At 34.4% G+C, this 14,863-nt stretch carries 9 protein-coding genes; all 9 read left to right on the forward strand.

The window, feature by feature from the left end; all coding sequences use genetic code 11:
* Positions 1-24 precede the first annotated feature (24 nt).
* Positions 25-1,749, forward strand: coding sequence for a RagB/SusD family nutrient uptake outer membrane protein (locus tag F6P99_RS12970; protein ID WP_193316082.1), 1,725 nt, complete (start codon positions 25-27; stop codon positions 1,747-1,749).
* An 80-nt stretch (positions 1,750-1,829) separates the two neighbouring features.
* Positions 1,830-3,239: a sulfatase family protein gene (locus F6P99_RS12975; protein WP_152287924.1), complete on the forward strand. Its 1,410-nt coding sequence runs from the start codon at positions 1,830-1,832 to the stop codon at positions 3,237-3,239.
* Positions 3,240-3,245: 6 nt separating this feature from the next.
* Positions 3,246-3,914, forward strand: a complete 669-nt coding sequence (locus F6P99_RS12980; RefSeq protein WP_152287925.1) for a DUF6250 domain-containing protein — start codon at positions 3,246-3,248, stop codon at positions 3,912-3,914.
* A 143-nt stretch (positions 3,915-4,057) separates the two neighbouring features.
* Entirely contained in the window at positions 4,058-5,257 is a 1,200-nt protein-coding gene (locus F6P99_RS12985; protein ID WP_152287926.1) for a glycoside hydrolase family 88 protein, read from the forward strand.
* Positions 5,258-5,262: 5 nt separating this feature from the next.
* On the forward strand, positions 5,263-6,819 hold the full coding sequence (locus tag F6P99_RS12990; protein ID WP_152287927.1) for a DUF4955 domain-containing protein: 1,557 nt from the start codon (positions 5,263-5,265) through the stop codon (positions 6,817-6,819).
* A 17-nt stretch (positions 6,820-6,836) separates the two neighbouring features.
* Complete coding sequence (locus tag F6P99_RS12995; protein WP_152287928.1) at positions 6,837-7,433, forward strand: CBM96 family carbohydrate-binding protein; 597 nt, start codon at positions 6,837-6,839, stop codon at positions 7,431-7,433.
* Positions 7,434-7,496: 63 nt separating this feature from the next.
* Positions 7,497-9,062, forward strand: a complete 1,566-nt coding sequence (locus F6P99_RS13000; protein ID WP_152287929.1) for a sulfatase family protein — start codon at positions 7,497-7,499, stop codon at positions 9,060-9,062.
* An 11-nt stretch (positions 9,063-9,073) separates the two neighbouring features.
* Positions 9,074-10,747 (forward strand): glycosyl hydrolase family 28-related protein, encoded by a 1,674-nt coding sequence (locus F6P99_RS13005; RefSeq protein WP_152287930.1) that lies wholly within the window; start codon positions 9,074-9,076, stop codon positions 10,745-10,747.
* Between the two features lie 101 nt (positions 10,748-10,848).
* Positions 10,849-14,691 (forward strand): chondroitinase family polysaccharide lyase, encoded by a 3,843-nt coding sequence (locus tag F6P99_RS13010; RefSeq protein WP_152287931.1) that lies wholly within the window; start codon positions 10,849-10,851, stop codon positions 14,689-14,691.
* Positions 14,692-14,863: the final 172 nt, after the last annotated feature.

The following is a 14,863-nucleotide window of genomic DNA, read 5'->3' on the forward strand; positions in this document are numbered from 1 at the left end:
TCAGAAACCTTAAAAATCAAAAAAATGAAAAAAATATATAAAATACTTATATGCGCATTCGCTATATCAGCGATAAGCACTGGTTGTTCTGATTTTCTAAATGAAGAACCTCAATCAACTTGGGGTATCAACGACTTTTACAGTACACCAACAGAAGCAGACATTGCACTGGCGGGGATTTATTCTGTTTTTGCAAGTGATCAAATCTACGGACAAGGATTGTCGGTAATCATGGAATCAGGTACAGATGAAGGTTATTACAATAGAAGATTCAATGAAAATTGGACCGTCGGATTATATAGACATACCTCAGCAGATAATTATGTGAAAGATTTGTGGTCATCACTTTATCAAATCATCAATCTAAGTAATATTTTTATTGAAAAACTGGATCAATCTGGTTTTGAGGAAGATGAATTCAACGCATATATCGGAGAAGCAAAATTCTTACGTGCCCATGCTTATTCGTTACTAGTATCATGGTATGAAGAAGTCCCTATGACATTGTCTTCGACCTTAGATCAATCAGCAAACCATCTAAAACCTTCAAGTCTAGAAGAACTATATGCACAAATCATAAGTGATTACACATTTGCTTCAGAACACCTTCCATTAATCAGTGATCCTAATTACATTCCTGGAAGAGCAAATAAAATGGCAGCACATGGTTTAATGGCGCGTGTATATTTGAAAATGGCGGGGTATCCTTTAAAGGATAACACGAAATACGCTAAAGCAATGGAACAATGTGAAATTGTTATCAACTCAAATGAACATAGTCTTACCCCTTCCATTGTTACAACAAATATTGTTGATGGAGAAGAAGTTGTGACGATAGTAACTGATAATTACAGAAAACATTTTTTAAGTTATTTAGAAAACGTTTACGACACTCAAGAAACCCTTTTCGAAATATCGTTTAAATATTTACGAGAATCTGGAATTGATGCGCATGGAAGAATTGGAGGAATAAATGGTCTAGCGTTTAATTATGGTGGTGGTGATGACGGCTATCCAGGTGCTTATGCTATGTTCAATACAACACCGGTAGTAAGAGATTTATTCGTTTCAAACGACGAAATCCTTAGAAAGGCTTGGAATGTTCCTGCCATGCAATATACAGGAAGTGGAGATGCTAAAGCAGTTACAAGTACCTTAGCTTCAAATTATTGTCCAGGTAAATTTCGTAGATGGGAACCTGCAGATTTTGATGATTTAAATGACTCTCCTCCAGCTGGGGAAATAGATCCGTATATAGTATTAGAAGCCAACCCTAATCCGAACAGAAATTTCACAGGAATAAACATTCCAGTTTTAAGATATGCAGATATTTTATTGATGCATGCTGAAGCAGACAATGCTTTAAATGGCCCTACTACTTCTGCTATCGGATATTTGGATGAAGTTAGAAGAAGAGCTGGATTAGATTTTATTGAAAACACAAGTAGAGCTGCCGCAGTTTCTACTCAGGAATTATTTTTTGAAGAAATTGTAGATGAAAGACTAAGAGAATTCTGTTTTGAAGGTAGAAGAAAACACGACTTAATTCGATGGGAATTATTGGGAACAAAACTTGAAGAATTAAATGCGGCTATCATCGCTTCGCCTGATTTCAAACCAACAGACGAAAATCACAAAGCATTCTTAAGATCTGGTGAATTTTTCGACGAATCGAAACACATGTCATTACCATACCCGTTACAAGAAGTAAACCTCAATAATTTATTAGACCAAAAGCCCGGTTGGTAAAATAAAAAGACAACAAAAAAACCTAGAATTTCAACTTTAAAACTGAAGTTCTAGGTTTTCTCTATTCAAATGATACAATCATGAAACGCAACATTACCTACATACTATTTTTTATTCCGTTATTATTTAGTGCTCAAACAAACAAACAACCCAATATCGTGTTAATACTTACCGATCAACACAATGCTCAAGCGCTTAGCTATATGGGAAACAAAAATGTAAGCACACCTAATTTAGATCAATTGGCACGTACAGGAATGTACTTTGATAATGCTTATGTAACTTTTCCGTTATGTACTCCTTCCAGATCTAGTATGTTTACCGGAAAAATGCCGCATTCCATAGGTGTCAATTCGAACAAAGACGGCGACAATCGAATCATCTCTAACGAAAAACAAAATGTTTTAGGTTCAGTGTTGACAAATGCTGGATATGACTGTGCTTACGGAGGAAAATGGCATGCTCATGAAGCAAGTATGTCAGCCGGTAATGGTTTTGAATTTATTGCCCCAATGGGAGATATCGGATTAGCTGAAAAAAGTGTTGCCTATATAGAATCTAAGAAAAAATCAAAGAAACCGTTTTTTCTCGTTGTATCTTTTGACAATCCACATAATATTTGTGAATGGGCCAGAAATGAACCTTTACCCTATGGGAATGTTTCAATACCCGATATCGATAAAACCCCCAATCTCCCAAAAAATTTTAAAAAATCAAGCTCTTTTCCTGAAGTAGTACAATTAGAACAAAATGCAAATAAAAAAGTTTATCCAACTTCGAACTACACAGAAAATGATTGGAGAAATTACTTGTACGCCTATTACCGTCTCGTAGAAAAAGTTGATTTTGAAATTGGTAAGATTATAAATGCGATTGATCAAAATAAATTAAGAGAAGAAACTATAATTATTTTCACATCAGATCACGGAGATGGAAACGCCGCACATGGTTGGAATCAAAAGACAATTTTATTTCAAGAAAGTGTAAAAGTGCCTTTTATCGCAAACTACAAAGGAGTGATTAAACCGGAAAAGACCACAAACAACACGCTCGTTTCAAACGGACTAGACCTCTACCCTACTATTTGTGCATTTGCCGGAATTAACAAAAAAAAATTACCAGGAAAAAACTTAAAAGACATCTTTCTATCAAAGAAAAAACAACTTGATCGTGAATATGTCATTGTAGAAACAAAATTCGAAGGAAAACAAGCCCTTGGAACAACTGGTCGTACGGTTATTACCAACAAATATAAATACATCCTTTACAATTGGGGTAAAAACAGAGAGCAATTGTTTGATTTAGAAAAAGACCCTTACGAAATGAACAATTTGGTGAATTCTACATATCATAATGAAATTTTAGACAATATGAGGAATACTTTACACAAGTGGTGTATAGAAAACAAAGATTATAAGTTCTTAAAAAAAGTAATCCTTCCTTCAAAAAGTGATGTTTCTAGCAGTACTCTTTTTATGACTCCTTATTAAGCCGATATGAAAATCTCAAGCATTTATTCCATACTTCTATTACTGGTTGCATGTAACCTTGATTCTAATAAGGATACAGTAGCCTTTACACAAAAAAACTGGGTAATAGAACAACAAGAAGGAGGTACTGTTTTTCTAAACAATACAAATATGGAAATCATAGATGCAAAAGGATGCACGATATGGTATCGAAATAAAATCAAAGAACCTCTGCAGATTGATTATATCGTTGAAGTAATAGATCAAGGTGGTCCGCACGATCGCGTTTCCGACTTAAATTGTTTTTGGATGGCAAATGATCCAAATGAACCAAATAACTTTTTTATAAACTCTGAATCAAGAAAAGGAAAATTCAATAATTATCATAGTCTTACACAATACTACGTTGGCTTCGGAGGTCATAATAACACAAAAACCAGATTTAGAAGGTACAATGGCGAACAGAACAGGCCACTACTACCTGAACATGATTTAAGTGGTGATAACTATAAAATATTTGCGAATAAAGACATTCACATAACAATAACCGTTGAAAACAACACCACTGTATATAAAAAAGATGGTGAAATAATATTTAAATATCAAGACAATGCTCCATATCGTACTGGATATTTCGGATTTCGAACAGTTAACAATCATATGGTTATAAAATCATTTAAAATCATCAATTTATAGAAAAACACCACAGCCCCCTATGTTTATTGGGTTTCACACGATATCCCCCCTCTTGTTGAACACTAAATCCCCCTAAATCACCTTAAGTATTTAAGAACTTGCAATCAGATAACAAAACAAAAATATCACACAATCAATACTATATGAAATATCTAAAATTATCTTTATTGCTAGTCATACCAATTATTATCGCATCTTGTATGGCGACTTCAAAGCAAAGTGAGGCACCACAGATTGAAGCACAAATAGAATTTGCCAACAAGCAATTGTCATTATTATTGAAAGTTGCCGAAGAAGAAAACAACATTCCAAGAACTTTAGACGCCGAAGGAAATATGCATTGGATCCATGAAAACTTTGATTGGACGGAAGGATTTTACCCTGGAACTAATTGGTATTTATATGAGTTGACAAAAGATGAAAAATGGAAAATTGCTGCTGAGCAATTCCAAGCAATTTTTGAGAGTCATAAGAATTATACGACAAATCACGACCTTGGTTTCGTGTTTAATTGTTCCTATGGAAATGGGTACCGTCTAACTGGTAATGAAGAGTTTAAAAATGTATTGATAACCGCTGGAAATTCTCTTATTACACGTTTTGATCCTAAAGTAGGTTGTATCAAAAGTTGGGATGTTGAAAAAGGTTGGCAATCTACCAGAGGGTGGAAATTCCCTGTGATTATCGATAATATGATGAATTTGGAATTGCTTTTTGAATTGTCAAAACTCACTGGGGATTCTAAATACGAACAAGTTGCAATTTCACACGCAGATACCACATTAAAAAATCATTTTAGAAACGACAACAGTTCATACCATGTAATCGATTACGATCCTGAAACTGGTGGCGTAAGAAATCGACATACTGCTCAAGGGTATGCACATGAAAGTTCATGGGCAAGAGGTCAGGCTTGGGGAATATATGGATATACTGTTTGCTATAGATATACTAAAAACCCTATCTACTTAAAACAAGCAGAAAAAATTGCAGATTTCATTATCAACTACCCTGGAACGCCAGAAGATGGAATTCCATATTGGGACTATAACGCTCCAAATATCCCTAACGAACCAAGAGATGTTTCAGCAGCTGCAGTGACAGTTTCTGCTCTAATTGAACTTCAAGCTTATTCAAAAGAATCATATCTTCCGGCAATAAATAAAATTATGAATTCACTGGCAAGTCCAGAATACACAGCAAAACTTGGTGAAAACAAAAATTTTCTATTGAAGCATTCAGTAGGAAGTATCCCTCACAACAATGAGATTGACGTACCATTAAATTATGCCGATTATTATTATTTAGAAGCCCTAGGCAGATACAAAAAATTATCAAAATAAAACTCATGACTATAAAAAACATCTATATCTTAGTTCTTGCATTTTTAAGTTCGACCGCACATTATTCTCAAACATCAGAAACTTGGGAAAATTATGTTCAAGCAAAAAAAAAGGGAAAAGAGCCCATACTACCTGATTTTTCTTACGCTGGTTACAAATACAGTGAAGAACAAATACCTAATGTGAATTTTAAAATTTTTGATGTTACAGAATATGGAGCAATACCTTCTGATTCAAAATCAGATAAAAATGCCATCAAGAAAGCAATCGCCGCAGCAATAAAAAACAAGGAAGGAATCATATTTTTCCCTAAAGGTACTTATCATGTCAATACAGATAAAGATGATAGCAGCCCAATCATTATAAACTCATCAAATATAGTCTTTAGAGGTGAAGGCGAAGGAGAAAATGGTTCAATACTCCATTTCATGAATGATTTGCCCCCAGCAGATCCTAAAAAACTGTACAGTTGTCCCGCTGCAATTCAGACGAGTGCAGGTGGTTCTGATAAGTTTTTAACCAACGTAACTTCAAATGCAACTAGAGAAACGTTTGAAATAAAAGTACAAGATGCTTCAAAACTAAAAAAAGGAGATTGGGTAATTCTAAAACTGATAAACAATGATAAAAAGTTGGTTCAAGAAGATATCTCACCCCTGGAACTTGAAGATGATTGGAAAAAAATAATCAACACAGGTGTTCAAGTTAATGAACGACATCAAATTGCCTCTATTAAAGGAAAAACCGTTGTTTTCTGTGAACCTATTCACTACAACGTTCGAAAAAAACATGGATGGAAATTGTATAGCTTTGCACATTCTGAAGGACTAGGTTTTGAAAACCTTAGATTCGAAGGAAATTGGAAGAAAGAATTTGTACATCATAGATCAGCTGAAGATGACAGCGGATGGGGCATTTTAAAAGTGTCGCGTGCAGTAAACTCTTGGGTTAGAAATTGTACATTTAAAAACGTTACGAATCCTTTAGGCTTTTCACAGGCGGCTTACAGTACAGCTATCGATATTACTATTGAAGGAAATATAGGTCACAGTTCTGTTCATGCAGGAGGAGGATCAACAGGAATATTAATTGCAAATGTGAATGATTTGGTTGGTATGCATCATGCAGTTGGCGTTGGTGGAGGAAGCACCTCGGCAACCGTTATCTGGAGAAGTAAATATCCTTCTCACACATCTTTTGAATCACATGCATCACAACCTAGATGCACTTTGTTCGACAACATTGAAGGTGGTTTTTTTACAGGTAGAGCTGGAGGTGCACGTCAGAGTCTTCCAAATCATAGTAAATACTTAGTATTATGGAATTATAAACAGACTAGTGCGGCTATCAAAGATTTTAGATTTGTCGCAACTGATTCTTGGTACTGGAGAATCGTACCCCCTATCATTGTGGGTTTCCACGGAGCAGAGACTACTTTCAAAAATGATGAAGTTCAAATCGCTGAAAGTATCGGGACTCCTGTACAACCTGAATCATTATTTGAAGAACAATTAAAATTAAGATTGGGAGAATTACCCAATTGGATACTTACATATAAATAAACTTAAATCTCAATAAAATGAAAAAATTAATCGCATTACTTGTAATAGTTTCTATGACCTACACTGTAGAAGCTCAAACTCAAAAATTAAAAGTGGTAGAAGATGCTTTTATTCAAGGTGGAAATACCTCGGACACCGCTTTTGGTGAAAGTTCACCGAAAAATCTACGAATTTTTAAATCCAACTCAGATACAAAATATTCACGTATTACTTATTTAAAATTCGAAACTCCAAAAAAACTAAAAAGCGTTGATAAAGTTACATTACATATACCGTTAAAAGTTTATAAAAATGAAGACCAACCCGATGCCACATTTAATTTAGAAATCTATGCTGTAGAGAATGACAAGTGGAGAGAGTTATCCATAACATGGTCTGATGCATTAGAGCTGGGAGAACTTGTTGGAAGCATGGAAGTGCCTCAATCTTTAGATGGAAAGAATCAAAAACTAGCAATTGAGTTAGATGCCAAAATCGTAAGCGATTTATTCAACGGAAAAAAAGATCGAAAAATCACGCTTGCATTGGTGAACTCTAATTTTAATAAAATAAGTGCAATGGCACCTTCAAAAGAACAATCAACAAAAGTTGCTTCTTATTTAATTATCGAATAACATAAAATTAAAAAGTTTTTTAAGGATGAGTTTACTCATCCTTATTAATTCAACTCAACTCCAATGTATTTAAAATATTTTTCATTATTTGTCCTCTCAACAATTTGTATATCCTGTAGTTCACAGAAAACAACAAAGAAAGTAGACACAAGTAAAAAACCCAATGTTCTGATCATCTTTCCTGATCAATTACGTCGGTACTCAGCCGGATTTTGGTCAGAAGCTCCTTACAATGTACACGTCAAAGGAAAACCTGACCCTGTAGTTACCCCGAATATCGATGGTTTGGCAAAAAACGGGATTGTTTTTACCAGTGCAATTAGCAATTTCCCCTTATGCAGTCCTTATCGAGGAATGCTAATGTCTGGTCGTTACCCTGAGCAAAACGGAATTTGGAACAACTGCAAGGTAGGTAGAAATCATAGTCTGAAAGATGACATCACTACAATTCCTGATTTATTTTTAGCTGCTGGATACAATACTTCATATTTTGGAAAATGTCATTGGTTGAAGAATGAACCATTATTTGATAAAAACGGGAATTATGTAGGTACTAAGAAAGCTCCTGGCGGGCATCATGTCAACAAATATGACACTTATGTACCAAGTGACAAAAGACATGGAATCGAATATTTTTATCAAGCCTTAAAAGACGAACATTTCAATCCGAGAATATACTCGAATGACCCTGATGCTATTGAAGGTAAAAAGGATGGAGAGCTCCATCTTCCAAAAATGTTTTCTGCAAAAAACGAAGCTGAAAAAATAATTTCGTATTTACATAACAAAAAATTCCGAGATCCCAACAAACCATTTTGTATGATTTGGTCGATGAACCCTCCTCACAACCCATGGGATGATGAAAATACTGATATGGAATCGTTACATCAGCACTATGATACCGACAAATTCCCACAAATTGACAAACAATTAGTAGTTAGAAAAAATGCAGATATTGATGTGGCAAACTATGCAAGACATTATTATGCAAACGTAACTAGTGCTGACAAATATATCGGTCAAGTCTTAACGGAATTGAAAAAAACAGGTCAACTAGACAATACGATTGTCATTTTTAGTTCAGACCACGGAGAAATGTTGGGTAGTCATGGTTTGACAGGTAAAAATGTAGTAGAGCTAGAATCTTTGGCTATTCCATTTATCGTGCATTGGCCCAAAGGAGTTCAAGCAGGAATTTCTGATATCTTGATGAGTGTTCCTGATGTATTACCAACAGTAATGGGCTTAGCGGGTCTTGAAAAAGAAATACCAAAAGACATCGAAGGTACCAACTATGCACCTTTATTGACAGAGCCTTTAAAAACAGATTTAAAAAAACCAGAGGCTGCATTAATCATGCTCGGTAATTCACGAGGTGTTCAAACGGATAGATACACTTTCTGTGTTCAAGAAAATAAAAGACCTTGGCATAAGAAAAAAGCAACTTCAGTGACTGCTGTTTTTTTCTATGACAATGAAAAAGATCCATACCAACTCAACCAAATACTACCTGAAGAGCAACCTGAAGTAGCCGAAAAATTACTTCATACTCTTGGAGAGCTATTAAAGAAAACTAATGACCCTTGGTACCAAAACAAAACGTATCAAGAAATAATTCCATATAAATAATAATTATTCAAATGAAAATCTGGGTCATTTCTATCTTAAGTTTGTTTCTATTTAGTTGTAAAGAATTTACAAGTGATAGTTTTGAACCCAGAATTTTAAAAAACTTCAAGAAAAATAAGGTTGATTCTAATCTACCAGACTACTCATATGCTGGTTACGAGTATGGTGAAAAAAGTATTTCAAACAAAAACGACCTCCATTCTTTCAATGTACTAGACTTTGGAGCCACTCCAAACGACTCTATAGATGACACAGATGCAATTAATAAAACCATTGAAGCAGCCGGTAAGAATCATGGAGGCATTGTTATGTTTCCAAGGGGAACATTTTTAGTAAATTCATTACCATCAAAAACGAACATCGTTAGAATCAATCACAGTAATATAATTTTAAGAGGGTCTGGTTCGGAAAACGACGGCACGATAATATTCAGTGGTTCTTCAACAAACCAAAATGAAAACGATAGTCCTTGGTTATCTCCTTTTGTTTTTCATAGCGGACTAAATCTGCATGACACTCATAGTTTTTTTCATGTTGATTCAATCCCTCCTACCTCCTCTATATCAAAAAGTGTTTCAAAAAACGAGACAATCATACACATAATTTCTACCGAAAAAATACGCAAGGGTGATTATATTATGATTTCTCTTCAAAACACAGATCAAAAAGGAAACCTAATTCATGAACTGATGCACCCCTTGGTTTTTGAAAAGTTTCAAAAAAGTTATGTCGATGCCGGCAAACAAAAAGCAAGATCATTTCAGTGGTTGGTGGAAGTCGACAGTATTCTTGATTCAAAAACGATAAAAATCGCGCAACCCACGAGAAGAAAAATTGATCAAAAATTCAATCCAATAATTACCATAATACCCATGTTAAAAAATATTGGTGTCGAACATTTTTATTTCAAATCTGCTTGGGATGGAAATTACAAACATCACGGAAATAGAGAAATGGATTATGGTTGGGGAGCAATCAATTTACACAGAGTTGCAAACGGTTGGATTAAAGACATTCATATTGATAACTACACTCAGACCACACAACTCGTAAATAGTAAAAATATCACGATAGAAGATATTCTTATTACGGGTAAATCAGGACATTATGCACCTAAAATGTATCACTCTTCTGACAACCTAGTGCAAGATATTGACGTTCAAAGTAAAATGACGCATGGTCCTAGTTTAGAAGGTTGCTCTTTTGGAAATGTTTTTAGAAATATAAAATTCAAACATCCATCTACTATCGATCTTCATGGAATTGGGAACCCTGGATTTTGTCCACCTATGTACAACTTGTTCGAAAATATTTCCAACATTGAAAAAATTGCAGGCGGAGGGGCTCCACAAAACTTACCTCATTCTGGAGAATATAATACATTTTGGGATATAGAAATTGAAGGGTGGAGAGATGGTGAGTTTAACGAACTGTTTTATTCTTGGATATGGAGAGATCCTAAACGCTTTAAAAACAAACTTCATATAGATTGTCACAAACAATACCTACGCAGCAATGTAGTTGCACTACGATCAAAAACACCTCATAAAAAACTTAGTATTGAACACCAATTTCAAGATAGAAATGACCCATACATTTACGTAGAAGGTTTAAATACTACTAAAAAAACTGTTCCATTATACAGTACGCAATTAGCGCTAAGACTAGATAATCAGAAGCATTGAGCATTTTTACCCTCTTCTTAAGCCAACCAGCCCCCTCTCAATTTCTTTTGTTATTTTTAATTTTATGGATTCAACCAAAATCCAACTAATTAAAAAATCAAATGAAAAAAATTAACATTAAACATTCTAAAAATATACTCCTCTATATAGTATTTGTATTATGCAGTATAGATATTCAATCTCAAGACCAATCTTTTGAAACCAACAGTGTTCCAAGTAACTGGTCAGCATCTTTAGGTACATTGAGTATTTCAGATAAACATACCAAACTTGGTGACAAGTCTTTGAAGTGGAATTGGAGTGCAAACGATGTTCTAACCGTTTCCGACCTAAACCTAAACGGTTTGATCAAAGATGAGGTTCAAGATTACTACAAAAACATGTTTAGAATGTGGATTTACTCAGAACAAGCCATTTCCGGTGATTCCTTTCAAATCGAATTTAAAGACAACAACAATGCTACGCAATTTTATTATGATTTCTTTATAAACTATACTGGCTGGAGAGCTGCTTCTGCTAGTTATAGATACGAAATGTCAGGTTTGAAATCAAATGATGACCTAAGAACTCTAATAATAAAAGCTCCTTCAACAGGAAGTGGCACCATGTATTTTGACTATATCGATTATACTATGGATAGAAATACTTCACGTGCACCAGATTATCAACTTACCTTTATCAATGCAAACAACAATGAACATTGGGGAGATTTAGTTTATTTTCAATCTTTACCCAAAACTGTTGCTATTGATAACTCACCTTCTAATCAAGAATTAACAGATCTTGCCAAAGTAAAACAAGAATACGATTCTTTTATATTGAGTTCGAAACCCGGTGCTTCCGTTTTAAATAAGGCTATTACAGCATATCAAGACCAGGAGATTGAATATGAAAACGGAATTATCTCTGGTCTCCCATTGTATGGAACAGATTACTCCGACAGTCAATCAATAGCCGCAGTAGATGACTTCATCCATATATTTGCAAGAGAGTACAAGCATAACAACAGTAATACGGCCTGTCTAAACTATTTTCTTAACTCTGTCCGATATCTTCTTGATCAAGGGTATGCAGATGGAAGTTTGGTAGAAACTATTCATCACATTGGGTATAGATTTAGAAACGTTGCCAAAGCCATTCATTTAATGAAGAATGAATTAGAAAACGCTGGCTTATGGGATCAAGCTCAAAAAATGGTAGAATGGTATGCTGCTATTGATATCATCTGGCATCCAACTGCACATGACAGCAACATGGACGATGCACTTACAAGGTCACTTCCATTACTTGGCGCTTGCTTATACAAATCAACTCAACCAGAGCAAATCCAATATTTGAAAGGTTTTAGAAATTATGCGCAAACATGGTTGACCACCTATGCGAAAGAAAGAAATGGGGTGAAGGTTGATTATACAGGATTCCATCATCATGTTTATTACCCTCAATATGCATTCGGATCATACAAAAGTCTAGCGCAAGCTGTAAACTACATATCTAGTAGTAGTTTCGGTATTTCTAGCGAAAAAAGGAATGTTTTTAAAAATATACTCTCAGTTGCTAGGGTTGTTATGTCTGATGACAATTTTAATAATTCTTTATCAGGTAGGTCTCCTTTAACCCCAATTTCAATTTCTAGTGCTTATAAAAACCTTGGCCTCATTGCACCTGTTGACGAACAATTAATCGGAGCCTACAATTATATCGAAGGGGCTGATGGTGAAACGAACTCGTATCCTGCAGAAACCCCTCCAAATGGTTTTTGGCAAATCAATTTTTCAAATTTAGGCGTGTACCGTCAAGGAAATTGGGTGGCAGATATAAAAGGTTTTAACAAATATTTTTGGGGAACTGAGATTTATACTAAAGACAATCGATATGGAAGATATCAAAGTTACGGAGCAGTAGAAATCTTGTACCCTGGTGGACATGAAAATTCTGGCTTTAATATCAATGGTTGGAACTGGAATATGCCTCCTGGAACTACAAGTATCCATTTGCCTTTTGAAGATTTAAAAGCTGCAATTAATAGACAAGATGAAAAAACCAACTCAAATTTTGCAGCTAGTTTAAGGTATGGAACTAAAGGTAGTTATTATGTTGATAGTAAATTAGAAGGAACTATCGGAATCTTTGGGATGGATTTTACTCAAAAAGACATTTTATCTGGGGAAGAAGGAGTTACATCAAGTTACAACCCAACATTTACATTTAAAAAATCAATGTTTTGTTTTGATGGAAAAATTATTTGTCTAGGGTCCAATATTAATAACAATGACAACACCAACCTAACAGCAACGAACTTATTTCAAAATAAATTAAACAGTAAATCTACCCCTATTACTATCAATAATAGTAGTACAACTACTTTTCCTTATACACCATCTCCATTATCTTCTTCGAACAATCATTGGATACTTGATGCTTACAATACGGGTTATTACATCAAAAGTGGCTCAGAGATTGTTGTTACTAGAAAAAACCAAACATCACCTCACGAAAATGGTGTTGATGCTGCCACTACTGGAGATTTTTCCTCAGCGTATATCAATCATAATACAGCACCAAATAATGAAGCATATGAATATGTGATAATCCCTGGAACAACAGCTACCCAAATGCAAAGTTTATCGAATGACATGGAAAACGAAAACACTGCTTTTTACCAAGTCATTCAAAAAAATGCAACTGCCCATATTGTCAAATACAACTCGAAACATGGATTTGTATTATTTAACAGTGGATCCTACGGTGCTACTACCCCAATCAAAAGCAACGATACACCCTGTCTAGTTATTACCGAAACTGCCGGGAACAACTTGAAATTATCAATTATGCAACCCGATTTAAATTTTGCTTCTAATTATGGTGCTAGTCAATCAATTACAACCACACTCGTGCTTAATGGAGATTGGTCACTGCAAACATCATCTGGAGGAAATGTTCAAATAACTGCTGGAACCAATGAAACAACGCTACAAGTAGATCTCAAGGATGGTCTACCTGTAGATATTGAACTTTTTTCAGGAGTTTATAATCCATTCTACCCTACTTTCTTTTATGAAGATTTTAGATACAATAACGGTACGAGAGGATATGATGTACAAATTGTTAAAAATACAGATGGTCAGTTAGAATCAAACTTGGGAAAAACGATTTCAAATATCGTTGACAACACTGATTCTAATGATGAATTTAATGAATCTAGACCCAATGTAAGAATTCCCAACAATACTACAAGAGACCAAAAAGCGATTTCAGTAGTTGGAGCTACATCTGGACAAAATTATGAATTGGAAGTTTGGATTCCGCTAACTTCAATTGACTTATCTAGCAACAATCCCTATATTGATGATTCAGACTCAAAAAAATACATTACATTTTGGACACAATCTAGATATGCCAATGGTGGTACTTCATCATTATCTGCACTTATATCTACTGATTATACAAATGACGTAACTACAGCTAATTGGACCGACGTTACTTCTCAACTTGGAAATATTGCCAAAAACGATGATACTAACAACCTAATATATTTGAAATCTATTCTTGATATTAGTGACATTGATAGTGATAATTTTACGTTGGCATTTAAATACGAAAGTAATAACTCTGCTTATTCTTTAAGTAACAGGAATGGTACATTCTACATTTCAGATGTGCATTATTTTACGAGTTCTGAAATCCTAAGTACACAAACTGTAGCTAAAGAGAACCCTTTAATCATTTATCCAAATCCAACCAACTCCAAAATCAATTTCAAATTAAATATTGAGGCTACAGAAAATATTATGGTTAAATTATATAATAGTTTAGGGCAAGTTGTGCATATACAGAACACGAGAAACCCCATTCCAGTTTCAGAGTTTAAGAAAGGAGTATATTTTTTAACAATTCAGCTTTCAAATGGATCTATTTTTACTAAGAAAATAATGATTAATTAATCACTTGACAACCTCATAGATTTTTGCTAATTTTCTATGAGGTTGTATTAAAAAAATATTATTACACTTTTTAAACAACGCAAATTTTGAATTTACAATTGATGAAACCTGAATAACATCCTCTTTTCAATTCAAACAAGAAACAACCACAAAACACTTACAATCAACAAAA

It is taken from the genome of Flavicella marina, assembly GCF_009193215.1.
Taxonomy (GTDB): Bacteria; Bacteroidota; Bacteroidia; order Flavobacteriales; family Flavobacteriaceae; genus Flavicella; species Flavicella marina.

Coding starts and splice junctions, on each gene's coding strand:
- F6P99_RS12970 (WP_193316082.1), top strand. CDS start 25: ATGAAAAAAATATATAAAATACTTATATGCGCATTCGCTATATCAGCG.
- F6P99_RS12975 (WP_152287924.1), top strand. CDS start 1,830: ATGAAACGCAACATTACCTACATACTATTTTTTATTCCGTTATTATTT.
- F6P99_RS12980 (WP_152287925.1), top strand. CDS start 3,246: ATGAAAATCTCAAGCATTTATTCCATACTTCTATTACTGGTTGCATGT.
- F6P99_RS12985 (WP_152287926.1), top strand. CDS start 4,058: ATGAAATATCTAAAATTATCTTTATTGCTAGTCATACCAATTATTATC.
- F6P99_RS12990 (WP_152287927.1), top strand. CDS start 5,263: ATGACTATAAAAAACATCTATATCTTAGTTCTTGCATTTTTAAGTTCG.
- F6P99_RS12995 (WP_152287928.1), top strand. CDS start 6,837: ATGAAAAAATTAATCGCATTACTTGTAATAGTTTCTATGACCTACACT.
- F6P99_RS13000 (WP_152287929.1), top strand. CDS start 7,497: ATGTATTTAAAATATTTTTCATTATTTGTCCTCTCAACAATTTGTATA.
- F6P99_RS13005 (WP_152287930.1), top strand. CDS start 9,074: ATGAAAATCTGGGTCATTTCTATCTTAAGTTTGTTTCTATTTAGTTGT.
- F6P99_RS13010 (WP_152287931.1), top strand. CDS start 10,849: ATGAAAAAAATTAACATTAAACATTCTAAAAATATACTCCTCTATATA.